Origin of the sequence: Serratia sp. SM04 (assembly GCF_040280225.1) — a bacterium.
Classification (GTDB): domain Bacteria; phylum Pseudomonadota; class Gammaproteobacteria; order Enterobacterales; family Enterobacteriaceae; genus Serratia; species Serratia sarumanii.
Map to the genome: position 1 here is coordinate 414,498 of NZ_JBEOQT010000001.1, position 23,765 is coordinate 438,262.

At 63.1% G+C, this 23,765-nt stretch carries 21 protein-coding genes; 18 read left to right on the forward strand and 3 right to left on the reverse strand.

Annotated elements, in window-relative coordinates; translation table 11 throughout:
- The first annotated feature begins 484 nt into the window (after positions 1 to 484).
- The 3 genes from speA to ABTW55_RS01850 all read left to right on the forward strand — a co-directional run bounded on the left by speA (position 485) and on the right by ABTW55_RS01850 (position 4,064).
- Positions 485 to 2,461, forward strand: a complete 1,977-nt coding sequence (gene speA / locus ABTW55_RS01840; RefSeq protein ID WP_033649617.1) for a biosynthetic arginine decarboxylase — start codon at positions 485 to 487, stop codon at positions 2,459 to 2,461.
- Positions 2,462 to 2,655: 194 nt separating this feature from the next.
- Positions 2,656 to 3,576, forward strand: a complete 921-nt coding sequence (gene speB, locus ABTW55_RS01845; RefSeq protein ID WP_004937606.1) for an agmatinase — start codon at positions 2,656 to 2,658, stop codon at positions 3,574 to 3,576.
- Between the two features lie 335 nt (positions 3,577 to 3,911).
- Positions 3,912 to 4,064 (forward strand): Hok/Gef family protein, encoded by a 153-nt coding sequence (locus tag ABTW55_RS01850; RefSeq protein ID WP_033638576.1) that lies wholly within the window; start codon positions 3,912 to 3,914, stop codon positions 4,062 to 4,064.
- A 109-nt stretch (positions 4,065 to 4,173) separates the two neighbouring features.
- On the opposite strand, the gene ABTW55_RS01855 is transcribed toward ABTW55_RS01850, so the two are convergent.
- Positions 4,174 to 5,415: an MFS transporter gene (locus ABTW55_RS01855; protein WP_033635903.1), complete on the reverse strand. Its 1,242-nt coding sequence runs from the start codon at positions 5,413 to 5,415 to the stop codon at positions 4,174 to 4,176.
- A 399-nt stretch (positions 5,416 to 5,814) separates the two neighbouring features.
- Between ABTW55_RS01855 and ABTW55_RS01860 the strand changes: the two genes are divergently transcribed.
- From ABTW55_RS01860 to ABTW55_RS01925, 14 genes are all read left to right on the forward strand, one after another.
- Positions 5,815 to 6,132 (forward strand): non-heme iron oxygenase ferredoxin subunit, encoded by a 318-nt coding sequence (locus ABTW55_RS01860; protein WP_033632120.1) that lies wholly within the window; start codon positions 5,815 to 5,817, stop codon positions 6,130 to 6,132.
- A 2-nt stretch (positions 6,133 to 6,134) separates the two neighbouring features.
- Positions 6,135 to 6,443 carry a recombinase-like helix-turn-helix domain-containing protein gene (locus tag ABTW55_RS01865; protein WP_004937617.1) on the forward strand — a complete coding sequence of 103 codons (309 nt, stop codon included), beginning with the start codon at positions 6,135 to 6,137 and terminating at the stop codon, positions 6,441 to 6,443.
- A 20-nt stretch (positions 6,444 to 6,463) separates the two neighbouring features.
- Positions 6,464 to 7,507, forward strand: a complete 1,044-nt coding sequence (locus ABTW55_RS01870; RefSeq protein ID WP_049212885.1) for an aromatic ring-hydroxylating dioxygenase subunit alpha — start codon at positions 6,464 to 6,466, stop codon at positions 7,505 to 7,507.
- Entirely contained in the window at positions 7,504 to 8,259 is a 756-nt protein-coding gene (locus ABTW55_RS01875; RefSeq protein WP_033635901.1) for an SDR family oxidoreductase, read from the forward strand. The genes ABTW55_RS01870 and ABTW55_RS01875 overlap by 4 nt, the downstream gene beginning before the upstream one ends.
- A gap of 36 nt (positions 8,260 to 8,295) precedes the next feature.
- Positions 8,296 to 9,090 carry an IclR family transcriptional regulator gene (locus ABTW55_RS01880; protein ID WP_004937625.1) on the forward strand — a complete coding sequence of 265 codons (795 nt, stop codon included), beginning with the start codon at positions 8,296 to 8,298 and terminating at the stop codon, positions 9,088 to 9,090.
- A 109-nt stretch (positions 9,091 to 9,199) separates the two neighbouring features.
- On the forward strand, positions 9,200 to 10,141 hold the full coding sequence (locus ABTW55_RS01885; RefSeq protein ID WP_060423044.1) for a VOC family protein: 942 nt from the start codon (positions 9,200 to 9,202) through the stop codon (positions 10,139 to 10,141).
- Positions 10,138 to 11,349 carry an NAD(P)/FAD-dependent oxidoreductase gene (locus ABTW55_RS01890; protein WP_060423047.1) on the forward strand — a complete coding sequence of 404 codons (1,212 nt, stop codon included), beginning with the start codon at positions 10,138 to 10,140 and terminating at the stop codon, positions 11,347 to 11,349. Before ABTW55_RS01885 ends, ABTW55_RS01890 begins: the two co-directional genes overlap by 4 nt.
- Before the next feature lie 23 nt (positions 11,350 to 11,372).
- A complete protein-coding gene (locus ABTW55_RS01895; RefSeq protein WP_060423050.1) occupies positions 11,373 to 12,629 on the forward strand; it encodes an MFS transporter in 1,257 nt (418 codons plus the stop codon).
- A 32-nt stretch (positions 12,630 to 12,661) separates the two neighbouring features.
- A complete protein-coding gene (locus tag ABTW55_RS01900; protein ID WP_004937634.1) occupies positions 12,662 to 13,186 on the forward strand; it encodes a cupin domain-containing protein in 525 nt (174 codons plus the stop codon).
- Positions 13,186 to 14,004, forward strand: a complete 819-nt coding sequence (locus ABTW55_RS01905; protein ID WP_060423052.1) for an alpha/beta fold hydrolase — start codon at positions 13,186 to 13,188, stop codon at positions 14,002 to 14,004. Before ABTW55_RS01900 ends, ABTW55_RS01905 begins: the two co-directional genes overlap by 1 nt.
- Positions 14,001 to 14,795 (forward strand): SDR family oxidoreductase, encoded by a 795-nt coding sequence (locus tag ABTW55_RS01910; RefSeq protein WP_049235414.1) that lies wholly within the window; start codon positions 14,001 to 14,003, stop codon positions 14,793 to 14,795. The genes ABTW55_RS01905 and ABTW55_RS01910 overlap by 4 nt, the downstream gene beginning before the upstream one ends.
- A gap of 15 nt (positions 14,796 to 14,810) precedes the next feature.
- Positions 14,811 to 15,605 carry an aspartate dehydrogenase gene (locus ABTW55_RS01915; protein ID WP_060431904.1) on the forward strand — a complete coding sequence of 265 codons (795 nt, stop codon included), beginning with the start codon at positions 14,811 to 14,813 and terminating at the stop codon, positions 15,603 to 15,605.
- Between the two features lie 16 nt (positions 15,606 to 15,621).
- Positions 15,622 to 17,091: an aldehyde dehydrogenase gene (locus tag ABTW55_RS01920; RefSeq protein ID WP_060423058.1), complete on the forward strand. Its 1,470-nt coding sequence runs from the start codon at positions 15,622 to 15,624 to the stop codon at positions 17,089 to 17,091.
- 52 nt (positions 17,092 to 17,143) lie between these two features.
- On the forward strand, positions 17,144 to 18,784 hold the full coding sequence (locus ABTW55_RS01925) for a thiamine pyrophosphate-binding protein (RefSeq protein ID WP_033654701.1): 1,641 nt from the start codon (positions 17,144 to 17,146) through the stop codon (positions 18,782 to 18,784).
- A gap of 41 nt (positions 18,785 to 18,825) precedes the next feature.
- Here the strand turns inward: ABTW55_RS01925 and ABTW55_RS01930 are convergent, their stop codons facing one another.
- A complete protein-coding gene (locus ABTW55_RS01930; protein ID WP_033654702.1) occupies positions 18,826 to 19,578 on the reverse strand; it encodes a M48 family metallopeptidase in 753 nt (250 codons plus the stop codon).
- A 238-nt stretch (positions 19,579 to 19,816) separates the two neighbouring features.
- On the opposite strand from ABTW55_RS01930, the gene tkt reads away from it, so the two are divergent.
- Complete coding sequence (gene tkt, locus ABTW55_RS01935) at positions 19,817 to 21,811, forward strand: transketolase (RefSeq protein ID WP_033632127.1); 1,995 nt, start codon at positions 19,817 to 19,819, stop codon at positions 21,809 to 21,811.
- Between the two features lie 69 nt (positions 21,812 to 21,880).
- On the opposite strand, the gene brnQ is transcribed toward tkt, so the two are convergent.
- Entirely contained in the window at positions 21,881 to 23,203 is a 1,323-nt protein-coding gene (brnQ, locus tag ABTW55_RS01940; RefSeq protein WP_060388353.1) for a branched-chain amino acid transport system II carrier protein, read from the reverse strand.
- Positions 23,204 to 23,765: the final 562 nt, after the last annotated feature.

The window sequence follows — 23,765 nt, forward strand, 5'->3', positions numbered from 1 at the left end:
GGCGTTCGCCGTGAGCGCCGCCGCTTCATCGAACGGTCACGTTCTTACACTATTTTAGAGGCTGGGTCGTTCACTCCGAACGGCGCGCGTGGAGGTGGTTGGATTAATGATCCGTTGTCTACCGGTTGTTGGTTCCCAACAGCAGTGCCGTTCTGGCGCACATTCTTCTGCTATTTCCCGTCTTGTCTCTTTGTCACTTACCAGGTGCGATAAACACTTGGCCGCTACTCAGGATTCTCGGGCCGGCTAACGGTCGTCTGAAGAACTGAACAAGGGTAGCCTGCAGCCTTCCTGTGGGATGTTTCTTGGCCCGATTCACGAGGTTTGAACAGGGTGTCTTACAATTATATGAGTGATAAACCGATCGCTGACCGCGAACGGCGGTTCTCTTCGCTGCCGCCAGCGCGGCTTGTTGGGTTGTTCTCGCGGGTGGTAGCTGCGATAGTGGCTGACGGTTTCGTCAGTGCGGAATGTGAGGCGAACCATGTCTGATGATCTGTTGATTCACCGCCCGCCGGTTGCGGGCGAGTCTTTATCTTTGCGCTCCATGCAGGAGGTTGCCATGAATGATCGTAATGCCAGCAAGATGCTGCGTACTTATAACGTCGCCTACTGGGGCAACAATTACTATGACGTCAACGAGCTGGGCCATATCAGCGTGTGCCCGGACCCGGATGTCCCGCAGGCGCGCGTCGATCTGGCAGAACTGGTGAAAACGCGCCAGCAAGACGGCCAACGTTTGCCTGCGCTGTTCTGCTTCCCGCAGATCCTTCAGCATCGCTTGCGTTCGATCAACGCCGCGTTCAAACGCGCGCGTGAGTCTTTCGGTTACCAGGGCGGCTATTTCCTGGTGTATCCGATCAAGGTGAACCAACATCGCCGCGTGATTGAGTCGCTGGTGAACTCCGGCGAACCGCTGGGGCTGGAAGCCGGCTCCAAGGCCGAGCTGATGGCGGTGCTGGCGCATGCCGGCATGACCCGCTCGGTGATCGTCTGTAACGGCTATAAAGATCGTGAATATATTCGCCTGGCGCTGATCGGCGAAAAACTGGGGCACAAGGTGTACCTGGTGATCGAGAAGATGTCCGAGATCAACCTGGTGCTGGAAGAGGCTGAGCGGCTGAACGTGGTGCCGCGCCTGGGCGTGCGTGCGCGCCTGGCGTCGCAGGGCTCCGGCAAATGGCAGTCGAGCGGCGGCGAAAAATCCAAGTTCGGTCTGGCGGCGGTGCAGGTGCTGAAGCTGGTGGAGACCCTGCGCGAAGCGGGCCGTCTCGACAGCCTGCAACTGCTGCATTTCCACTTGGGCTCGCAGCTGGCCAACATTCGCGATATCGCCACCGGCGTGCGCGAATCGGCGCGCTTTTACGTTGAACTGCACAAGCTGGGCGTCAACATTCAGTGCTTCGACGTGGGCGGCGGCTTGGGCGTCGACTACGAAGGCACCCGCTCGCAGTCCGACTGCTCGGTGAACTACGGCCTGAACGAATACGCCAACAACGTGATTTGGGGTATCGGCGATGCCTGTAACGAACACGGCCTGCCGCACCCGACGGTGATCACCGAGTCCGGCCGCGCCGTGACCGCGCACCATACGGTGCTGGTTTCCAACGTGATCGGCGTCGAGCGCAACGAATTCAGCGAACCGTTGCCGCCGGAAGCCGACGCGCCGCGCGCGCTGGAAAGCATGTGGGAAACCTGGCTGGAAATGAACGAGCCGGAGAACCGCCGCTCGCTGCGCGAATGGCTGCACGACAGCCAGATGGATCTGCACGACGTGCATACCCAATACGCGCACGGCATGCTGGATCTGACCAAGCGCGCCTGGGCCGAGCAGCTGTATCTGAACATCTGCAACAAGATCCAGCAGCAGCTCGATCCGAGCAATCGCGCGCACCGTCCAATCATCGACGAGCTGCAAGAGCGCATGGCGGACAAGTTCTACGTCAATTTCTCGCTGTTCCAGTCGATGCCGGATGCCTGGGGTATCGATCAGCTGTTCCCGGTGCTGCCGCTGGAAGGGCTGGATAAGCCGCCGGAAGGCCGTGCGGTGCTGCTCGACATCACCTGCGATTCCGACGGCACTATCGACCATTACGTCGATGGCGACGGCGTGGCGACCACCATGCCGATGCCGCCGTACGATCCGGAGAATCCGCCGGCGCTGGGCTTCTTCATGGTCGGCGCGTACCAGGAGATCCTCGGCAACATGCACAACCTGTTCGGCGACACCGCCTCGGTTGACGTGTACGTGTTCCCGGACGGCAGCGTCGAGACCGAGTTGTCCGACGAGGGCGACACCGTGGCGGACATGCTGGAGTACGTGCAGCTCGATCCGGGTGCGCTGCTGGCCAAGTTCCGCGATCAGGTCAAAGAAACCGATCTGGACAGCGAGCTGCAGGCGCAATTCCTGGAAGAGTTTGAAGCCGGCCTGTACGGCTACACGTATCTGGAAGACGAGTAACTGCCCTCTTCAGGGGGACGATATCGGCCCCCTTGAAGCATGGATAAAATGCGGCCATAATCAGCCGTATCGGTAGCACCGAAACAAACATCGAACAAATCCCTTTCTCGTCGGGCTAACGACGCGGGAGGGATTTTTTTTTGTAACGGCCCGGCCTCTGCGCCCGGCAACTTGTTGAACTACGAGGGTTTACTATGAGCACCTTAGGCCATCAGTCCGATAATTCATTAGTGTCCAACGCCTTTGGTTTCCTGCGCTTTCCGCTGAACTTCATGCCTTACGACAGCGATGCAGAGTGGGTCATCACCGGCATTCCGTTTGACATGGCGACCTCCGGTCGCGCCGGCGGCCGTCACGGCCCGGCGGCCATCCGTCAGGTGTCCACCAACCTGGCCTGGGAAGGCAACCGCTGGCCGTGGAGCTTCGATCTGCGCGATCGGCTGAACGTGGTTGACTGCGGCGATATCGTGTTCAACTTCGGCGACGCGCAGGACATGAGCGACAAGCTGCAGGCGCACGCGGAGAAACTGCTGAAGGCCGGTAAGCGCATGCTCTCGTTCGGCGGCGACCACTTCGTGACCCTGCCGCTGCTGCGCGCGCACGCCAAGCATTTCGGCAAGCTGGCGCTGGTGCACTTCGACGCCCACACCGATACCTACGCCAACGGCAGCAAGTTCGACCACGGCACCATGTTCTACCATGCCCCGAACGAAGGCCTGATCGATCCGCACCACTCGGTGCAGATTGGCATCCGTACCGAGTTCGATCATGACAACGGTTTTACCGTGCTGGACGCCGCGCAGGTGAACGATCGCAGCGTGGACGATCTGCTGACCCAGATCAAGGGCATCGTCGGCGATATGCCGGTGTATCTGACCTTCGACATCGACTGCCTGGATCCGGCGTTCGCACCGGGCACCGGCACGCCGGTGATCGGCGGCCTGACCTCCGATCGCGCGCTGAAGCTGGTGCGCGGCATGCAGTCGCTGAACATCGTCGGCATGGACGTGGTGGAAGTGGCGCCGGCTTATGACCAGTCCGAGATCACCGCGCTGGCCGCGGCGACCCTGGGCCTGGAGATGCTGTACCTGCAGGCGGCCAAGAAACACGCCTGACGCCAGGCCACTCCTCGCTGAAAAAGCGGCCTCCATCGTATGGGGGCCGCTTTTTTATTGCATTTGTCGCCATCCGCGCTGCGATTTTCAGCCTGTTGCAACGCCTTTGCGCAATCCAGCGCAGAAATGAAACTGAGTCAGAGAAAAGGAAACGGGACAACGGAGAGGATGAATATACTGCGCGCGGGTGCTCTGGATCTTTGTATCTGGAGCCTGCGTGAAAGGTACAAAGAGAAAAGCCCCGAGTCGATATCCATCAACCCGAGGCCAACTCTAACGCCAGACAACGTTAAGTTAGCCTCTTACCCGCCGCGAGGCAAGGAGAAGAAGGCATGATGCCGAACAAACGGAGCCTGTTAAAATTGGTGGTTATTTGTGCCACGGTAATATCACTGGCATGGATAACCCGCAGCACGCTGTGTGAGCTGCGGATCCGATCGGGCAACACGGAGGTTGCGGCCATTTTGGCTTACGAATCCGAACGGTAAGGCAACCCGGCGACGGGGATGTTCCCCGTCTGCTGGCTGTTGGCGTCCAGATCTACGAGCACCCTCTCAACGCTTTCGGTTTTCCGCCGCACAGGGCAGAGAAACGGGTTTATGCCCGCTTCATCTGCTGTGCCAGCAACATGCGGCCAAACAGCGCGCCGCCCGCCAGCAGCGTCAGCAGCTGCGAGGCGATCAGCACCGCAAAGCCTGAAGACACCTTGCCCTGGCTGGCCATCACCATGCCCATCGCCATCGGCACAAACGCCGAGAACAGATTGCCGATGCCGTTGATCAGCCCATAGGCGCTGCCGACCGCCTCCGGCCGCGCATAATGTTGCAGCAGCGTGGGTATCGCCGCGCCCTGCGCCCCCCAACAGGCGTTGGCCGCCAGCAGGAAGAAGGCGATCCAGCCAAGCTGATGGCTGTGCATCACGCCATAAATGCACAGCGCGGTCGCTGCGCCGCCGCAGACGAAGATCAGCGGCGCCTGATAAGGGCGGATACGATCGAGCAACACGCCACCGAGGTATTTGGAGGCGATGCTGACGATGAAAGGCAGCGCGGCCATCCAGCCCATCTGCTTGATGGAAAACCCCTTTTCATCGGTCAGATACGCCGGCAGCCAGGCGCTGGAGCCCCACAGGTAGCTGAGCGTGGCGATCTCGATCAGCAGGATCCAGCCGAGCATCGGCGTGCGCCAGGCCAGTGCAAAGGTGCGCCAGACGCGGTTCAGCACCGGTTGCGGATCGGCAGGGCGTGAAGATGAGGATAAGGGGAGCGGGTGAACGAACAGCCGCACCAGCGCCAGCCCCAGCAGCAGGTTGAGCAGCGCCAGCAGGTGAAACGACATCGCCCAACCGAAGTGCGCCATCAGAAAACTCACCAGCGGAAAGCCGAGCACCAGCCCCAATGAAACGCCCAATGCGCTGACCGCGTTGGGCTTGCCGCGCTCGTCGGCGGCGAAATGCTCGCCGATGTACATGGTCTTCAGCGAGAACAGCGGCCCTTCGCTGACGCCAAGCAGCGCGCGCACCACGCACAGCAGCATCAGCGATCCCGCCAGCGGCGAGGCGGCGGTGAGCAGCGCCCACAGCACCACGCTCAGCGTCAGCGCGCGGCGGTAGCCCATCAGCGTTTCCAGAAACGGCGTCAGCAACATGGCGGACAGCCCGTAGCCGAGCAAAAACACCGTCATCAGCGTGCCCTGGTGAGCGCGGTCGCCGCCGAGTTGGAAGTGTTGCAGGAAGTCGGGATTGACCAACATCACGGCGATATTGACCCGATCCGCATAGGCGATAACGATCAGAAACAGCAGGGCGATCACTCCAAACCAGCGTTGACGTTGTTGCACGGCGCGTTCCTCAGTGCGAGCGGTTGACGAATTCAGGCAGCAGCAAACTCACCCGAGGATGCCAGTTAGCGCAAACGCGGGAGGATGAGGCTGATTGATGTAAAATTATTGTTATCAAATAGGGTGTGAAAGACAGAGAGAAAACACTTTTACGCGCAATGCGTCGCCGGAATCAACGCGTTTTTTGCCATAAATTAGCAGGGGAGCGCACAACTGACATAGGTTTTTCATATCGGTGCATTATTTCGTGATCCTTCCCGCATTTGTCATTTTTAAACAACCTTTCATTAACATTTGCCGTTCCGCTCGCTTGACGAAAGTTTCGCCAGACTTATAGTGACTGTATTAAATAAGAAACTGAGTTTCATATATGAAACAATCAGATAGAGGATAAAAGCAATGAGCTGGAAGAATGTGTGCGAAGTGTCTCAGGTGAAAGAAGATTTTCCTTTTTCCGGCAACGTGGAAGGAAAAGAGATCGGGGTATACCTGCTCGACGGTAACTACTACGCGCTGGAAGACGTCTGCCCGCATGCCTATGCCTTGCTCAGCCAGGGGTTTGTAGACGACGGCAAGGTTGAGTGCCCGCTGCACGAAGCGCTGTTTGACGTGCGCACCGGCCAGTGCCTGCGCGAGCCGGGCGGCCGCGATCTGCAAACCTATCCCACCCGGGTGGTCGACAACCAAATCCAGATCACCTTTATCGCGGAGGAGTAATCATGCAGCACATCACCGATTTCAATCCCTGGCTGCCGGACACCCAACAGGTGACGCCGGCCCGCGAAGGCGGCAACGGTCAAATCCATCAGCCGGGCCAATTTCGCAACGTGATCTGGCAAAACCGTGCTCGTGTGCCGGACGGTTTCGAAACCGCCCTGGTGGCGGCGCTGGAAACGATCTTCGATCAGGGCGCGGAAGAGCTGGAGCAGATCGTCAGCGCGTTGAATCAGCGCCGCCTGTTCGATCGCAGCGGCCAACCGTGGAATGAGGCGACGTTCCGCGAATTCCTTCACGTTAACGGTTTCTGAGCCACATCCGGGAGAAGACAATGACAGCAAATACAACATCCTCCGAACAGAGCCTGCAGGACTATCTTGACCAGGGGCTGCGCGGCATGTGGTATCCGGTGCTGGCCAGCTGGGAAGTGGGCAACAATCCGGTCGGCATCACCCGTCTGGAGCAGCAAATCGTGGTGTGGCGCGACGGTGAAGGCCAGATCCACGCGCTGGAAGACCGCTGCCCGCACCGCGGCGCGCGGCTTTCCATGGGATGGAACCTCGGCGATCGCATCGCCTGCTGGTATCACGGGGTGGAGGTCGGCGGCGACGGCACGGTGAAAGACGTGCCGGCGGTGGATCGTTGCCCGCTGGTGGGGCAAAAATGCCTGCGGTCTTACCCGGCCAAAGAAGCCTACGGCGCGGTGTTCCTCTATTTCGGCGTGACGGCGGATGAAGAGCCGGCGGAGCTGACTTTCCCGCAAGAGCTGGCGGACGAAGCGTCGTACAGCAATTTCCTGTGCACCGCCAGCTGGAACTGCAACTACCAATACGCCCTGGAAAACGTGATGGATCCGATGCACGGCACCTACCTGCACTCCTCCTCGCACTCGATGGCGGAAGGGGACCGCAAGGCGGATATGGGGCTGGAGCCGACCGACAGCGGGTTTATCTTCAAGAAAAACGGCCAGATTGGCGTCAACTTCGACTGGGTGGAGTTCGGCAACAGCGGCGCGTATTGGATGCGCCTGTCGATCCCGTACAAAAAGCGCTTCGGGCCGGGCGGTCACTTCTGGATCATCGGCATGGTGGTGCCGGAAGACAAGGATCACTGCCGGGTGTTCTTCTGGCGCATCCGCAAGGTCAAAGACTGGCAGCGCGACATGTGGCGCTTCATGTACCGCAACCGCCTGGAATCGTTGCATTGGGACGTGCTCGAGCAGGATCGCATCGTGCTTGAGAACATGGCGCCTAACGCTCGCGGTCGCGAATACCTGTACCAGCACGACGTCGGCCTTTCGCGCCTGCGCCGCCTGATGCAAAAAGAGGCGCAGAAACAGCTGGCGACGCTGCGCGAGCGGGAGGCGGCGCAGTGAACGGCCTGCTGAACGGCAAACGCATCGTGGTCACCGGGGCAGCGCGCGGCCTGGGTTACAGCTTCGCCGCCGCCATCGCCGCCGCCGGCGCGCAGGTGGTGATGTGCGACATTCTGGCGGATGAGCTGGCGGCGAGCGGCGCCGCGCTGCGTGAGCAGGGCGCTCAGGTGGAAACGCAGACGATCGATCTAGCGTCACCGGATTCGATCCGTTCGGCGTTCGAGAAGATCGCCGCAGGCGGCGGAATCGACGGCCTGGTGAACAACGCGGCGTTGGCGACCGGCGTCGGCGGCAAAACCATGATGGAATACGATATCGATCTGTGGGATCGGGTGATGCAGGTCAACGTGCGCGGCACCTGGCTGGTGAGCCAGGCGGCGGTGCCGCTGCTGGCGCGCAGCCCGCACGCCAAGATCGTCAACGTGGCGTCGGACACTGCGCTGTGGGGGGCGCCGCGCCTGATGGCCTATGTCGCCAGCAAAGGCGCGCTGATCGCGATGACCCGATCGATGGCGCGCGAGCTGGGCCCGCAGGGGATCTGCGTCAACGCCATCGCGCCGGGCCTGACGCGGGTGGAAGCCACCGAGTATGTGCCCGCCGAGCGCCATCAGCTGTACGAGCAGGGGCGCGCGCTGGCCGGGGCGCAGCACCCGGACGATGTGAACGGTACGGTGCTTTATCTGCTGTCGCCGCTGGCGGATTTCGTCACCGGCCAACTGCTGCCGGTCAACGGCGGCTTCGTATTCAACTGAGGCCCGCAGGGCCGGCGCACAGCGCAGGAGCGAGAGATGGCGGACGAGCAAGCATGTAAGTATCTGATCCCGGGGCTGGATCGCGGGTTGCAGCTGCTGCTGGCGTTTGGCGAGCAGCATAAGGAAATGACCTTCGCCGAGTTGCATCGCCTGGTCGATATGCCGAAGGCCACCGCCTACCGTGTGGTGCAGACGCTTGAGCACCTGGGCTTTCTGGAACGCAATCCGCGCACCAACACCTTTGCGCTCGGCATCAAGGTGCTGCGCCTCGGCTTTGAATACATCGCGTCGCTGGACGTGGCGCAGGCCGGCCAGCCGGTGATCGAGCAGCTGCGCGATCGCAGCCAGTGCAGCAGTCATCTGGCGATCCGCGATGGGCGCGACGTTATCTACATCGCCCGCGTCAGCGCCGCCGGTTCGCAGATCAATCAGGTCAGCGTCGGCACTCGCTTGCCGGTGCATCAAACCTCGCTCGGCCGCATGCTGTTGACCAGCGCCACCCGCAGCGAGTTCGAACAACTTTATCCGGACGCGCAGCTGCCGGGCAATGCGCCGGGCACCCCGGCGGATCGCGAAACGCTGTGGCAGATGGTGCAGCAAGACAAAGCGCGCGGCTATGTGATCGGCGAATCGTTCTTCCGCCACGGCATCTCCTCGATCGTCTACCCGATCTTCAACCGCGAGCAGCGGGTCGAGGCGGTGGTCAGCATCATGGTGCCATCCGATGAGATCCCGAAAGCGGATCGCGAGCGGCTGCGCATGGAAGTACGCGACGCGGCGGAGAAAATTTCCGGCTTCCTCGGCGCGCCGCCGCAGGCCAACGTCGGCTAACCGACAGGACCGACTCTTTTACTCAGGCAGGGATAAGGCCCGTAGCAAACAGGGGCCGGGGTTGACTCATGCCTGAAAACCGTATGCAGCGAGAACGTGAGGCTGAACAATGAGCGTAATCGGAATCGAAAAACTGGAATTTGGCGTCGAAGATCTGCCAACCTGCGAAAAATTCATGCAAGACTTCGGCCTGCAGCCCGCCACGCAACATTGGGGCGAACCGCAGCGCGAATTCACCACCCTGAGCGGGGCGCGTGTCGTCCTGCATCCGTTGCAAAGCGCGGCGCTGCCTGCGGCGTTTGAGGGCGGTTCAACCCTGCGCCGCATGACCTGGGGCGTGGCCTCGCCCGCCGAGCTGGCGCGCCTGCAGCCGCGTTTGGCGTTGATGCCCGGCTTCCGGCAGGTGGGAGAAGAGCTGGAATGCCTCGATCCCAACGGCATGACGCTGCGCTTCGTCGTCAGCCGCCAGCAGGCGGTCGAGGTGCCGGTCACGCCGATCAACCAATGGGGCGACGTGCGCCGCATCGATCAGCCCAGTCCGGTCTATGCGCAGGCGCAGCCGATCAACATTGGCCACGTGGTGTTCTTCGTTGAGGATCTGGCGGCGACCGAGCGTTTCTATCGCGAGCTGTTGGATTTCCAGGTTTCCGATCGCTATATCGATCGCGCCGTCTTCCTGCGTACCCAGGCGCGCGGCGGCCACCATAACCTGTTCCTGCTGAAGCTGCCGAACCGCCCACGGGGCCTGAACCACGTGGCGTTCACCGTGCGTGATATCCACGAAGTGATCGGCGGCGGCATCGCCATGAACAAGGAGAAGTGGAGCACCTTTATCGGCCCCGGCCGCCACCCGATCTCCTCGGCTTATTTCTGGTACGTCAACAGCCCGACCGGCGGGGCGTTCGAGTACTACACCAACGACGATTATCTGACGGAAAACTGGCAGCCGCGCGAGCTGGAGCATTCGTTGGTCTCCTTCACCGAATGGGCGGTAGAGGGCGGCATCGATCACGACACGCGCCGTCAGCATAAAAAGGCGGCGGCGTTATGAACCGGCCGGAACACGCGGGCATCGTCATCGTCGGCGGCGGCCAGGCCGGCGGCTGGGCGGCCAAGACGCTGCGCGACCGCGGTTACAGCGGCCGGCTGACGGTGGTCAGCGACGAACCCTACGATTTTTACGAGCGGCCGCCGCTGTCGAAAGCGGCGCTGCTGGATGCCGCGGCTCCCCTCAGCCGGCTGTTCAGCGAACAGACGGTGGCGGAGCTGAATATCGACTGGCGCCGCCCGCTGCGCGCCGAGTCCATCGATGCAGAACAGCAAATCGTCACGCTCAGCGACGGGCGACGGCTGCAGTTTGAGCAGTTGCTGATCGCCACCGGCGGTCGGCCGCGTTTGCCGGGCGCCGCCTGGGCGCAGCACCCGCGCGTGATGACGCTGCGTTCCTGGGACGATGCGGCTCGGTTGCGGCAGGGCCTGCAGGGTTGCGGGCGCCTGGCGATCGTCGGCGGCGGTTGGATCGGGCTGGAGATCGCCGCTTCCGCGCGCCGTCTCGGCGCCGAGGTGACGGTGTTTGAACGCCAGCCCGCGCTGTGCATGCGCAGCGTCGGCGCCGACGTCTCACAAGCGTTGCTCGAACTGCATCGTCAGCAGGGCGTCACGGTGCTGTGCGGCTGCGGCGAGATCTCGTTGGAAGATCGCGATGGCGCCGCCTGGATCGGCAGCGAAGTCAGCGATCCGCAGGCCTTCGATCTGGTGGTGGTGGGGATCGGCGTCGAGCTGAATCTCGAACTGGCGCGCAGCGCCGGGCTGGCGATCGAGTCCGGCATCGTGGTCGACGGCCAGGGGCGCACCAGCCATCCGGCGATCTTCGCCGCCGGCGACGTGGCGCGCCACCCGACGCTCGGCCTGTGCCTGCAGTCCTGGGCCTACGCGCAAAATCAGGCCATCAGCACCGCCTGCGCGATGCTCGACGCCTTCGCCGCACCGTATGACGACGTGGCCTGGCTTTGGTCGGATCAATACGACGCCAATATCCAGATCCTCGGCGTGCCGAGCGGCGGCGTGCACCATGTGGTGCGCCGCACGCCGCAGTCGCAGGTGTTCTTCACGCTGAACGCCGATCGGCAGCTGGTGCAGATGGTGGCGTTCAACGATGCGCGCACCATCAAGCTCGGCAAGCGTTGGCTGGCGAGCGGCCGGGTGCTGGATCCGCAGCAGCTGGCGGATGCGGAGTTTTCTTTGATGGCGTTGAAATAACGCCCGAACCTCGGGAGCGTTTTATGACTACGCAAGACATTGACGCCCGCGCTGGACGGGCGGGGGAAGCCGTTGCCGAAAATCCGCAGCAGCGGGTGCGCTGGTCGGTGCCGATCGCGCTGTTCGCCTGCGTGCTGCTGGCGTTTTTCGACAAGATCAGCATCGCGGCGCTGTTTTCCGATGGTGAGTTTCAGCAGGCGTTGGGCATCGGGTTTGACCCGGCGCGGCTGGGTTTGCTGATGAGCGCGTTTCTGTTCTCCTACGGCATTTCCTCGATGTTACTCAGCGGCATCGGCGATCGGCTTAATCCGGTCAAGGTATTGATTGGCATGATGGTGGTGTGGGGCGTGCTGATGGTGTTGATGGGGATGACGCGTTCCTATCACGCCATGATGACGCTGCGCATTCTGCTCGGCATCGCCGAAGGGCCGCTGCTGCCGATGGCCTACGCCATTATTCGTCAGGCCTTCCCGCCGCAGCTGCAGGCGCGCGCCACCATGCTGTGGCTGCTCGGCACGCCGCTGGGCGCCGCGCTTGGCTTCCCGGTCACCCTGTACATCCTCAATACCTTCGACTGGCAGGCCACCTTCTTCTTTATGGCGTTTCTGACGCTGCCGGTGATGTTGCTGGTGCTGTTCGGCATGCGCCACCTGAACGTCGCGCGAACGGCGGCGGCGACCAAGCCGGCGGTGTCCGAACGCCAACAGCATCGCCGCGAGCTGCTGCGCAGCCCGCACTTTTGGATGATCTGCCTGTTCAACATTGCCTTCCTGACCTACCTGTGGGGCATGAACGGCTGGTTGCCGAGCTACTTGATCAAGGGGAAAGGCATTCATCTGGAGCATGCCGGTTACCTCTCTTCGCTGCCGTTCATCGCCATGCTGCTTGGCGAAGTGCTGGGCGCCTGGCTGTCGGACAAGCTGGATCGGCGCGCGCTGGCCTGTTTCCTGTCGCTGTGCGGCGCCGGCCTCGGTCTGGCGGTGGTGCTGCACCTGCAGGGTACCTACAGCGTAATCGCCGCCATGGCCTTCAGCACCTTTATGTGGGGCGCCGGCGCGCCGAATATTTTCGCGCTGTTGGCGAAGGCGACCAGCAGCAAGGTCAGCGCTACCGCCGGCGGCATCTTCAACGGGTTGGGCAATTTTGCCGGCGCGCTGGCGCCGGTGCTGATGGGGGCGTTGATCGCCGCTACCGGCAATATGGATAACGGCCTGCTGTTCCTGGTGGTGATGGCTTTCGTCGGCTGCCTCATTCTGCTGCCGTTACTGAGAAAGTACTGATTAATCAATCGATTCAACAGAGGAGTGACAACATGTCTCAGGTTGAGAACAAAGCCGGCGTCAAGCCGCAGGATCTGTCGATGGAAAACTGGGTAGAGTCGCGCATCGCCCGTTTCGAAGGCCGTAAATACGACTGGAACGCGCTGAAATTCCAGGCCGACTTTGATCCGAAATACCGCCGTGCGCAGATGCGCTACATCGGCACCGGCGCCACCGGCGTGGCCAGCGACGCCAACACCATTCCGGCGGGCAACTTCACCTTCTCCACCATGGTGCTGCCGTCGAAGTGCGAGGGCCCGCTGCACCTGCACGACGACGTGGAGGAAGTATTCTTCATGCTGAAAGGCAGCATCACGCTGATGATTCAGGATGGGGAAGAGTATTACGAGACCAGGCTGAAAGAGCGCGATCTGATCTCGGTGCCGGCGGGGGTATATCGCGGCCTGTTCAACCACGGTGAGGAAGAAGCGCTGATGTGCGTGATGCTCGGCACCGCCAAGCCGGAGATCCCGACCTATCCGGCGGATCATCCGCTATCCAAAGTGAAGCGCAATTGATGAACGGCCTGGCGCAACGCCAACGGGCGCGCTGCGGGGCGTATACCCTGAGCTGGCGCGAGGCCGGGCAGGGGCGGCCGGTGGTGTTGCTGCACGGCATCAGCTCCGGCTCCGCCTCGTGGATCAAGCAGTTCAACGATAGCGGCCTGACGGATGGCCACCGTCTGTTGGCGTGGGACGCGCCGGGCTACGGCGGCAGCCTGCCGTTGGCGGATCCGCAGGCCGATGCCGCCGGTTATGCGGCGGCGTTGGCGGCGCTGATAGATGAGCTGCAGCTGGCGCAGCCGCTGATCGTCGGCCATTCGCTGGGGGCGTTGATCGGCAGCGCCTATGCCGCCGGCTATCCGGACGGGTTATGCGGATTGGCGTTGGCGGATCCGGCGCAGGGCTATGCCACGGCGCCGGAGGAAAAACGCCGGCAGGTCTATGGCCAGCGCCAACAGATGATAGAGACGCTGGGGCCGGTGGGCTACGGCGAGCAGCGGGCGGCGGCCTTGCTGCGTGAAGGGGCGGATCCGCAGGACATCGCCTGGGTGCGCAACGGCATGCAACAGCTCGATCCCGACGGCTTTCTGAGAGCCGCCTGGATGCTGGCCAACGACGATATCGGCCGCTATCTGGCGCGCTATCGCGGCCCGCTGGAGGTGTGGTGTGGTGAACAGGATCGCATTACACCGCCGGAGAAGGCGGCCGAGCTGGCGCGTGAGCAGGACGCGACGCTGCGTTTGATCGCCGCCGCCGGTCATGCCAGCTACCTCGACGCGCCGGCGTGTTTCAACCGCTATCTGCGGGACTTTACGGGAGCAATCCAACGATGAATTTTCAGCTTGAAAACCGGGTGGCGGTGGTGACCGGCGGCTCGTCGGGCATCGGTTTCGAAACCCTGAAGCTGCTGCTGGCCGAAGGGGCGAAGGTGGCGTTCTGCGGCCGCGATCCGGACAAACTGGCCGGCGCGGAGGCCAGCCTGCGTGCGGACTTCCCGCAGGCGGAGATCCTGGCGCTGCGCTGCGACGTGCTGGACGCGCAGCAGGTGGCGCAGTTCGCCGCTCAGGTGACGGCGCATTTCGGCGGCGTGGATCTGCTGATCAACAACGCCGGTCAGGGCTTCGTCGCCCATTTTGACCAGACGCCCCGCGAAGCCTGGCTGCATGAGGCCGAGCTGAAGCTGTTCGGCGTGATCAACCCGGTGCAGGCGTTCTTACCGGCGCTGGAACGGTCGGCGATCGCGTCTATCACCTGCGTGAACTCGCTGCTGGCGCTGCAGCCGGAAGAACACATGATCGCCACCTCGGCGGCGCGCGCCGCGCTGCTCAACATGACGCTGACGCTGTCGAAAGAGCTGGTGGGCAAAGGCATTCGCGTTAATTCGATCTTGCTGGGGATGGTGGAGTCAGGCCAGTGGCGCCGCCGTTTCGACGAGCGCAGCGATAAAGATCAAAGCTGGGAGCAGTGGACGGCGGCGATCGCCGAACGGCGCGGCATCCCGATGAAGCGCCTGGGCAAGCCGCAGGAGCCGGCGCAGGCGCTGCTGTTCCTCGCTTCGCCGCTGGCTTCCTTTACCACCGGCGCGGCGCTGGACGTATCCGGCGGCTTTAACCGCCATGTGTAGCAGGGGCCGATAAAGATGAAGAAGATCATGATGATTGGCTACGGTGCGATGGCGAAGGAAGTGATCGCCCGTTTGCCGGAAGGCGTGGAGGTTGGCTGGATCCTGGCGCGCGCGGCTCATCATGCGGCGATCGCCGCGGCCTTTGGCGGGCGGGTGCAGGCGCTGACCCATCCCGATCAGTGTTTGCAGCGGCCGGATCTGGTACTGGAGTGCGCCAGCCAGCAGGCGGTGGCGGAGTTCGGCGAAGCGGTGCTGCAGCGCGGTTGGCCGCTGGCGCTGATCTCGACCGGCGCGCTGGCGGACGCCGCATTGCAACAGCGGCTGCAGCAGGTTTGCCGCCACCATCACGGGCAGCTAATCGTGCTGTCCGGTGCGGTGGCGGGGATGGATGGGCTGGCGTCGGCGCGCGAAGGCGGGCTGGAGAGCGTGACTTATCAGGCCAGCAAAAGCCCGGCCAGCTGGCGAGGCAGCCCGGCGGAGCAGCTGATCGACCTCGATGCGGTGAGCGAAGCGCAGGTATTTTTTGAAGGTTCGGCGCGCGAAGCGGCGCGTTTGTTCCCGGCCAATGCCAACGTGGCGGCCACCATTGCGCTCAACGGCCTGGGGATGGACGCCACCCGGGTGCGCCTGCAGGTCGATCCCGCCACCCGGCGCAATACCCATCGTCTGCAGGTATGCGGCGACTTTGGCGAATTTCACATCGAGCTGAGCGGCACCCCGCTGGCGAGCAATCCCAAAACATCAACCCTGGCGGCGCTGAGCGCGGTACAAGCCTGCCGCCGTCTGGTGGACGGCGGTTTTATTGCCTGAACGGCAGGAGCGGAGCATGGAACGATTGAATATTTTTGTCGCCGGGCGCTGGCGTGAAGGGCGTGGCGAAGAGATGGCTTCGGTATTCCCGGCCGACGGCAGCGTCAACGCGCGGTTGCGCGCCGCCAACGTCGAGGACGTGAACGAGGCGGTGGAAGCGGCGGAGCGCGCCTGGCGCGCGCCGGAATGGCGCGGGCTGGTGCCGCATCAACGCGCCTCGATCCTCTACCGCGTCAGCAACCTGATCCTGGCGCAGCAGGAGCAGTTGGCCGAGCTGCAAACCCGCGATAACGGCAAGCCGCTGGCCGAGACCCGTGGGCTGGTGGCCAGTGCGGCGGCGACCGCGCGCTACTTTGCCGCCGCCTGCGAGGTGTTGGAAGGCGAGTTGCCGACCCCGCGCAGCGCTGAGGTGATGACGCTCAGCCAGTACCAACCGATGGGGGTGATCGCCGCCATTACGCCGTGGAACTCGCCGATCGCCAGCGAAATGCAGAAGGTGGCGCCGGCGCTGGCGGCGGGCAACGCGGTGGTGCTCAAACCGGCCGAAGCCACGCCGCTGATGGCGCTGAAGCTGGCCGAGCTGTTCGAACAGGCGGGCCTGCCGGCCGGGCTGCTCAGCGTGTTGCCGGGCAAAGGTTCGGTGATCGGCGAGGCGTTGGCGCGCCATCCGCTGGTGAAAAAGATCGCCTTTACCGGCGGGACCAGTACCGGGCGCCATTTGGCGCACATCGCCGCCGACAAGCTGATCCCCACTTCGCTGGAGCTGGGGGGCAAATCGCCGACCATCGTGCTGGAGGACGCCGATCTGGAACAGGCGGCGCGTGGCATCTGCTACGGCATCTTCAGCTCCGCCGGCCAGGCGTGCATCGCCGGTTCGCGGCTGTTCGTGCATCGTTCGCTGTATCAGCCGCTGCTGGCGCGTTTGACCGAACTGACGGCGGGGCTGCGCATCGGCAACCCGCTGGTGCCGGGCGTGCATCTCGGCCCGCTGATCAGCGCCAAACATCGGCAAAGCGTGGCGGACTACGTGGCGCTGGCGCGGCAGGAGGGCGGCCGGGTGATCATCGGCGGCGAAGCGCCGGCCGATCCGCAACTGGCGAGCGGTAGCTATTACCTGCCGACCATTATCGAAGGCTTGAACAACGACGCCCGCGTTTGCCAGGAAGAGATCTTCGGCCCGGTGCTGGTGGCGCTGCCGTTCGACGACGAACAACAGCTGACTGAACAGGCTAACGACTCGGTGTACGGCCTGGCGGCCGGCATCTGGAGCCGCGACTTCCCTCGTGCGATGGCGCTGGCGGAGCGGCTGGAAACCGGCACCGTCTGGGTCAACACCTACAAAACGTTCTCGATTTCCACGCCGTTCGGCGGCTTCAAGGAGAGCGGGCTGGGCCGCGAAAAAGGCCTGAACGGCATCAAGGCCTACATGCAGCAGAAAAGCGTGTATCTGTCGCTGAGCCATCAGGTGAATCGCTGGAGCGACTAGGCCGACACCTCTACGCATAACCCTAATAACGAATACCCTAAGAAGGCAGATGATGAGCGATAAAATCACGGTTGGCGAGGCGATAGCCCGGACTCTGGAACAGTACGCGGTGTCGGCGATGTACGGCATCATTTCGATTCATAATCTGCCGATCGCCGATGCGGTGGGGCAGCGCGATAAAATTCGCTTCGTGCCGGCGCGCGGCGAAGCGGGGGCGGTCACCATGGCCGACGCGCACGGGCGCTTCTCCGGCCTGGGCGTGGCGTTGACCAGCACCGGCGCCGGCGCCGGCAACGCGGTGGGGGCGATGATTGAGGCGCTCAACGCCAACACGCCGCTGCTGCATATCACCGGCCAGGTGGAAAAAGCCTATCTGGACGCCGACGCCGGTTTTATTCATGAAACCCGCGATCAGCTCGGCTTCCTGCGCGCCTGCTCCAAACGCGCTTACCGGGTCAATTCGCCGGAGCAGGCGGTGGCGGTGATCCAGCGGGCGATCCTGGATGCGCAAACCGTGCCCTGCGGCCCGGTGGCGGTCGAGATCCCGATCGATATTCAAAGCAGCCTGGTTTCCCGTTCGGTGCTGACCGAGCCGTTGGCGCCGGCGCCGCTGCCGAAGGCGGACGATGCGGCGGTGGAACGGCTGCATCAGCGGCTGAAACAGGCCAAGCGTCCGCTGCTGTGGTTGGGGGGCGGCGCCTTGGCCTGCGGCGACGCGGTGCGCAAGCTGGCGGACGCTGGCGTAGCGGTGATCTCCAGCACCCACGGGCGCGGCATTCTGCCGGACAGCCATCCGCGCAGCCTGCGGGCGTTCCATAACTCACCGAGCATCGAAGCGATCCTGACGCAGTGCGATCTGACGCTGGTGGCCGGTTCGCGCCTGCGCAGTAATGAAACCCGCACCTGGACGCTGCCGCTGCCGCGCCCGCTGGTGCAGATTGACATCGATCCGGCGGCGGCCAACCGCAACTATCTGGCCGATGAACAGATCAACGGCGACTGTGCGGCGCTGCTGGCGGCGCTGGCGGCGCGGCTGAGCCCCGGCGAGAAGGTCAACGCCGAGTGGGATGCCGAGATCGCGGGGGCGGTGCAGCAGGCGGAGAGCGCGCTGCGCCAGCAGTCCGGCGAATACGCCAAACTCAACGACGCCATCGACGCCGCGCTGCCGCAGGACGGGTTGCTGGTACGCGATATCACCGTTTCCGGCAGCGTCTGGGGCAGCCGGCTGTTCCGGGCGATCTCGCCGCTGTGCAACATTCACTCGCTGGCGGGCGCCATCGGTATGGGGCTGCCGATGGCTATCGGCACCGCGATCGCCAACCCGCAGCGCAAGGTGGTGGGGCTGGTGGGCGACGGTGGTCTGGCGCTGGGCCTGGGCGAGCTGGCGACCATGGCGCAGGAACAGGTGAACATCACCCTGATTATCATGAACGACGGCGGTTATGGCGTGATGCGCGGCATTCAGGACAAGTACTTCGCCGGGCGTCAGTATTACAACGAGCTGCATACGCCGGCCTTTACCCAGATCGCCGAAGCGATGGGGTTGAAAGCCTGGAAGGTGGACGCGGCGTCGCAGTTCAACGGCGTGCTGGCCGAGGCGATCAACTACCCGGGGCCGTCGGTGGTCGAGGTGGACATGAAGCAGGTCGGGCCGCTGACCTTCGCCGGGCCGCCGCAGAAGACGCTGTATTGAGACGATAAAAAACGCCCGGCGATTGCCGGGCGTTCTCGTGGTTATTTCTCTGCCGCGATGCGATCGCGAATGTGCTGAGCGCGCGCTTGGGAAGACGGGTGATCGTCGAACATGCTGCTCTGACGGCCGGCTTCCATCTGGGCCAGTTTTTCGAAGCTGGTGGCCAGGCCATTCGGATCGATGCCGCGCTTTTTCAGCAGATCGAACGAGTAATCATCCGCTTCGCTTTCCTGCTTCTGCGAGAACTGGGCGCTGACCAGCTTCTCGCCGATGTCCGCCAGCTGCGACTGCGACAGCGAGCCGATGACGCCCCCGGCGGAGGACGCCGCGGTGCGCAGCGCCACGGTGCCGTAAGCCACCTGCATCGCCTTGCGGGTGTGGCCCAGCGCCACGTGGCCCATTTCATGGCCCAGCACGCCTTCGACTTCGTTGTCGTTCATCATGTCCATCAGGCCGCTGTAGACGCGGATGCAGCCGTTGGCCATCGCCCAGGCGTTGACGTCTTTGGTCACGTAGACCTTGTAGTTGGCCGGGGTGCCGTTGATGTTGTCGCCCAGCGCCGCGGCGATTTTGTTGAGACGCTTGGCGTAGGTGCTGTCGGCCGGCGCGATTTGTGCCTTGCTGTCCATCTCGGCGCAGGATTTATCACTCAGGGCCTTAACGTCGTTGTTGCTCAGGGTCGCCGCCTGGAATGCCTGCGCGCCGGACTGCATCAAGGTTTCGGTATTCAAGTTTTGACAGCCGGTTGCCAGGGTGGCAATGCCCAACGCAATCAAAGAGGTACGGATCTTCATAACGCCATCTTCCTGTGAAGGTAACAAGGTAAAAGAGTCATTTTGCTTGGAGGAAATCTTGTTGCAAGAGCCTAGTGTACGCCAGCCGGGGCGAGAATAGTGTTATTCCGAAAAAGCGTCCAATCGTGCTAATAAGTGGTGAACTCGCTCTCATTTGGCATTAGGGATTGCCGTTGTGATGTGGAGTCTGAGAAAATAGGGAACTTGACTGCTTTTTTTATCCGACCTGGAGTAAAACATGTCCTCTCGTAAAGAGCTTGCCAACGCCATCCGCGCACTCAGCATGGACGCCGTACAAAAAGCCAATTCCGGCCACCCGGGTGCCCCTATGGGCATGGCGGACATCGCCGAAGTCCTGTGGCGTGACTACCTCAACCACAACCCGACTAATCCGCACTGGGCTGACCGCGACCGTTTCGTGCTCTCCAACGGCCACGGCTCCATGTTGATTTACAGCCTCCTGCACCTCACCGGCTACGACCTGCCGATGCGCGAGCTGGAAAACTTCCGTCAACTGCATTCCAAAACCCCAGGGCACCCGGAGTACGGCTACACCCCGGGCGTTGAGACCACCACCGGCCCGCTGGGCCAGGGCATCGCCAACGCCGTCGGTTTCGCCATCGCCGAACGCACCCTGGCGGCGCAGTTCAACCGCCCGGGCCACGACATCGTCGACCACCACACCTACGCCTTCATGGGCGACGGCTGCATGATGGAAGGCATCTCGCACGAAGTCTGCTCTCTGGCCGGTACCCTCAAGCTCGGCAAGCTGACCGCTTTCTACGATGACAACGGCATCTCCATCGACGGCCACGTCGACGGCTGGTTCACCGACGACACCGCCCTGCGCTTCGAAGCCTACGGCTGGCACGTGGTGCGCAACGTCGACGGCCACAACCCGGACGCCATCAAGGCCGCGATTGAAGAAGCCCGCAAGGTGACCGACAAGCCGTCGCTGCTGATGTGCAAGACCGTTATCGGCTTCGGTTCGCCGAACAAGGCCGGCACCCATGACGTGCACGGCGCCGCGCTGGGCGCCGCCGAAGTGGCCGCCACCCGCGAAGCGCTGGGCTGGAAATACGCCGCCTTTGAAATCCCGCAGGACATCTACGCCCAGTGGGACGCCAAGGAAGCCGGTCAGGCCAAAGAAGCGGCCTGGAACGACAAATTCGCCGCCTACGCCAGGGCCTTCCCGGAGCTGGCCGCCGAGTTCAAGCGCCGCATGAACGGCGAGCTGCCGGCCGACTGGAAAGCCGACGCCAAGGCGTTCGTGGAAAAACTGCAGGCCAACCCGGCCAACATCGCCAGCCGCAAGGCGTCGCAGAACGCGCTGGAAGCGTTCGGCAAGGTGCTGCCGGAGTTCCTGGGCGGCTCTGCCGACCTGGCGCCGAGCAACCTGACCATGTGGTCCGGCTCGAAAGCGCTGAACGTTGACCCGGCGGGCAACTACATTCATTACGGCGTGCGCGAGTTCGGCATGACCGCCATCACCAACGGCATCGCGCTGCACGGCGGCTTCCTGCCGTACTCGGCGACCTTCCTGATGTTCGTGGAATACGCCCGCAACGCGGTGCGCATGGCGGCGCTGATGAAGCTGCGCAACGTGTTCGTCTACACCCACGACTCCATCGGTCTGGGCGAAGACGGCCCGACCCACCAGCCGGTGGAGCAGCTGGCGAGCCTGCGCGTGACCCCGAACATGAGCACCTGGCGTCCGTGCGACCAGGTGGAATCGGCGGTGGCGTGGCAGTACGGCATCGAGCGCAACGACGGCCCGACCACGCTGGTGTTCTCGCGTCAGAACCTGACCCAGCAGCCACGCACCGCAGAGCAGCTGGCGAACGTGTACCGCGGCGGCTACGTGCTGAAAGACTGCGCGGGCACGCCGGACGTCATCCTGATTGCCACCGGCTCCGAAGTGGGCATCACGGTGGAAGCGGCGGACAAGCTGACCGCGGCGGGCCGCAAGGTGCGCGTGGTGTCGATGCCGTCGACCGACGCGTTCGACAAGCAGGATGCGGCGTACCGCGAGTCGGTGCTGCCGGCGGCGGTAACGGCGCGCGTGGCGGTGGAAGCGGGTATCGCGGACTACTGGTACAAGTACGTGGGGCTGAACGGCGCCATCGTGGGCATGACCACCTTCGGTGAGTCGGCGCCGGCGGAGCAGTTGTTCGCCGAGTTCGGCTTCACCGTGGACAACGTGGTGGCCAAGGCGCAGGCGCTGCTGAAGTAAGCGGCCTGGTGCCAGCCGATAAGAAAGCCGGTCATCGTGACCGGCTTTTTTTATGGGCGGAACCCGCGGTTACGACGCGGCGTTGGCGCTTTCGACGCTGCGCAACCGGTCGTAAGCCGCCGCCAGCAACAGCACCAGCAGCGTAGGCTGCAGCCAGACCAGACCCTGTTCGGCCAGCGGCAGCTTATCGAACCAGGCGGGCAGCAGGCCGCTGAAGCTGGAGGCCTTCAGGCCGTCGGCGAGGCCAAACACCAGGCTGGTGGCGATCACCGGCGCGAAGACGCGCTTGGCGCTGCGCCAGTGGTTCTGACTGAAGCTGAGCAACACCAGCGCGATGCAGGGCGGATAGATCGCCGTCAGCACCGGCAGCGAGACGCGGATCAGATTGGCCAGCCCCATGTTGGAGACCAGCATGGCGAAGAGGGCGAGGATGACCACCAGCGCGCGGTAAGAGAGCGGCAGGTAGCGGGAGAAGAAGTCCGCGCAGGCGCAGGTCATGCCGACCGCCGTCACCAGGCAGGCGATGAACATCAGCACCGCCATAAAGATGCTGCCCAGATCGCCGAAGGTGTGCTGCACATAGGCGTGCAGGATCGCCGCGCCATCCTGAGCGCCACTCTCGACCAGGCCGCCGCTGCCGGCGCCGAGCTTGAACATGCAGATATAGACCAGCGTCAGGCCGACGCCGGCGATCAGGCTGGCCCACAGGGTGTAGCGCAGCAGCAGGCCGCTGTCGCTGACGCCGCGCGAGCGGGCGGCGGTGACGATAATCGAGCCGAACATCAGCGCCGACAGCGTGTCCATGGTTTGATACCCCTGCACGAAGCCGGTGGAAAACGCCGCTGCCTGATAGCTGCCGACGGCGGAGACCGGTTCACCGGCGGGCCAAACCAGGGCGGCGATGCCGAGCGCGGCCAGCGCCAGAATTTTTAGCGGCGCCAGAATATGGCCGACGTTATCGAGCAAGCGGCCGGGATACAGCGAGACGATCATCGCCAGGGTAAAGAACAGCAGGCTGTAGATGAACTGCGGCAGGGCGCCGTCGCCGGTGAAGGGCGCGATGCCGAGGGCGAAAGAGACATTGGCGGTTCGCGGCGTGGCGAACAGCGGGCCGAGCGCCAGATAGCAGACGGTCGCCAACAGCAGGCCGGCGGTGCGGCCGATGGGGCCGGTCAGCAGGCTGATGCTGCCGCCGACGCGCGCCAGCGCGATCACGGCGATCACCGGCAGGGCGACGGCGGTCACCATAAACCCGAGGGCGGCCGGCCACAGATGTTCACCGGACTGCAGTCCCACCAGCGGGGGGAAAATGATGTTGCCGGCGCCGACAAACAGGGCGAAGGTCATAAAGCCCAGGGCGATAATGTCTTTCGGGGATAAACTCTTGGTCATAACGGTATGGCACTGCCTGTATTCATGAAATAAACGGCCTGGCTGCGGATGGAGAACCGCAGAGGGCAGGCGCAGGGGGCCGCGAGCGCCCGCAAAATTTTCGTCCGGCAGGATATAATAATTCGGCGACAAAAACCTGATTAATACAGCGCTGTTTATCCTGGCGTGAACCGGCCGCATAGAGGGATCATGGCGGCCGGCCCGGCAGGGCTTTAGCTTGCGCGCGCCACCATGTCTATCGACAGCGGGATTTCGATATGCGGTTTGAAAGAGTCATAGGCGAAAGAGACATGGCCGTCTTCGACCGGTTTGCGGGTGAAAAAGATCGGCATATCGCGGGTCGAATGCCGGCGTTTGTCCTGAAGTTTCCAAGATCGCCATCGTACAGCGAATTCGCCTGCTGCGGCGCTCTCGCCTGGCCGAATAGTCTGCAACAGAAAGTGCCGTAAAGCCCGCGCTGCCGGGCTTTTTCGTTGGCTAAAAAACGCCCAACCTCACAAAACCGAAAGATAACAAAGCAACGCCGTTGCCTCGTTGCGGTTATTAACTATATGTTAATTTT

Excerpts from the sequence above, each read along its gene's own strand:
- ABTW55_RS01890 (WP_060423047.1), top strand. The coding sequence starts at position 10,138 with ATGAACCGGCCGGAACACGCGGGCATCGTCATCGTCGGCGGCGGCCAG.
- brnQ (WP_060388353.1), bottom strand. The coding sequence starts at position 23,203 with ATGACCAAGAGTTTATCCCCGAAAGACATTATCGCCCTGGGCTTTATG.
- speA (WP_033649617.1), top strand. The coding sequence starts at position 485 with ATGTCTGATGATCTGTTGATTCACCGCCCGCCGGTTGCGGGCGAGTCT.
- tkt (WP_033632127.1), top strand. The coding sequence starts at position 19,817 with ATGTCCTCTCGTAAAGAGCTTGCCAACGCCATCCGCGCACTCAGCATG.
- ABTW55_RS01885 (WP_060423044.1), top strand. The coding sequence starts at position 9,200 with ATGAGCGTAATCGGAATCGAAAAACTGGAATTTGGCGTCGAAGATCTG.
- speB (WP_004937606.1), top strand. The coding sequence starts at position 2,656 with ATGAGCACCTTAGGCCATCAGTCCGATAATTCATTAGTGTCCAACGCC.
- ABTW55_RS01920 (WP_060423058.1), top strand. The coding sequence starts at position 15,622 with ATGGAACGATTGAATATTTTTGTCGCCGGGCGCTGGCGTGAAGGGCGT.
- ABTW55_RS01910 (WP_049235414.1), top strand. The coding sequence starts at position 14,001 with ATGAATTTTCAGCTTGAAAACCGGGTGGCGGTGGTGACCGGCGGCTCG.
- ABTW55_RS01860 (WP_033632120.1), top strand. The coding sequence starts at position 5,815 with ATGAGCTGGAAGAATGTGTGCGAAGTGTCTCAGGTGAAAGAAGATTTT.
- ABTW55_RS01930 (WP_033654702.1), bottom strand. The coding sequence starts at position 19,578 with ATGAAGATCCGTACCTCTTTGATTGCGTTGGGCATTGCCACCCTGGCA.
- ABTW55_RS01895 (WP_060423050.1), top strand. The coding sequence starts at position 11,373 with ATGACTACGCAAGACATTGACGCCCGCGCTGGACGGGCGGGGGAAGCC.
- ABTW55_RS01905 (WP_060423052.1), top strand. The coding sequence starts at position 13,186 with ATGAACGGCCTGGCGCAACGCCAACGGGCGCGCTGCGGGGCGTATACC.
- ABTW55_RS01880 (WP_004937625.1), top strand. The coding sequence starts at position 8,296 with ATGGCGGACGAGCAAGCATGTAAGTATCTGATCCCGGGGCTGGATCGC.
- ABTW55_RS01900 (WP_004937634.1), top strand. The coding sequence starts at position 12,662 with ATGTCTCAGGTTGAGAACAAAGCCGGCGTCAAGCCGCAGGATCTGTCG.
- ABTW55_RS01850 (WP_033638576.1), top strand. The coding sequence starts at position 3,912 with ATGCCGAACAAACGGAGCCTGTTAAAATTGGTGGTTATTTGTGCCACG.
- ABTW55_RS01870 (WP_049212885.1), top strand. The coding sequence starts at position 6,464 with ATGACAGCAAATACAACATCCTCCGAACAGAGCCTGCAGGACTATCTT.
- ABTW55_RS01915 (WP_060431904.1), top strand. The coding sequence starts at position 14,811 with ATGAAGAAGATCATGATGATTGGCTACGGTGCGATGGCGAAGGAAGTG.
- ABTW55_RS01925 (WP_033654701.1), top strand. The coding sequence starts at position 17,144 with ATGAGCGATAAAATCACGGTTGGCGAGGCGATAGCCCGGACTCTGGAA.
- ABTW55_RS01865 (WP_004937617.1), top strand. The coding sequence starts at position 6,135 with ATGCAGCACATCACCGATTTCAATCCCTGGCTGCCGGACACCCAACAG.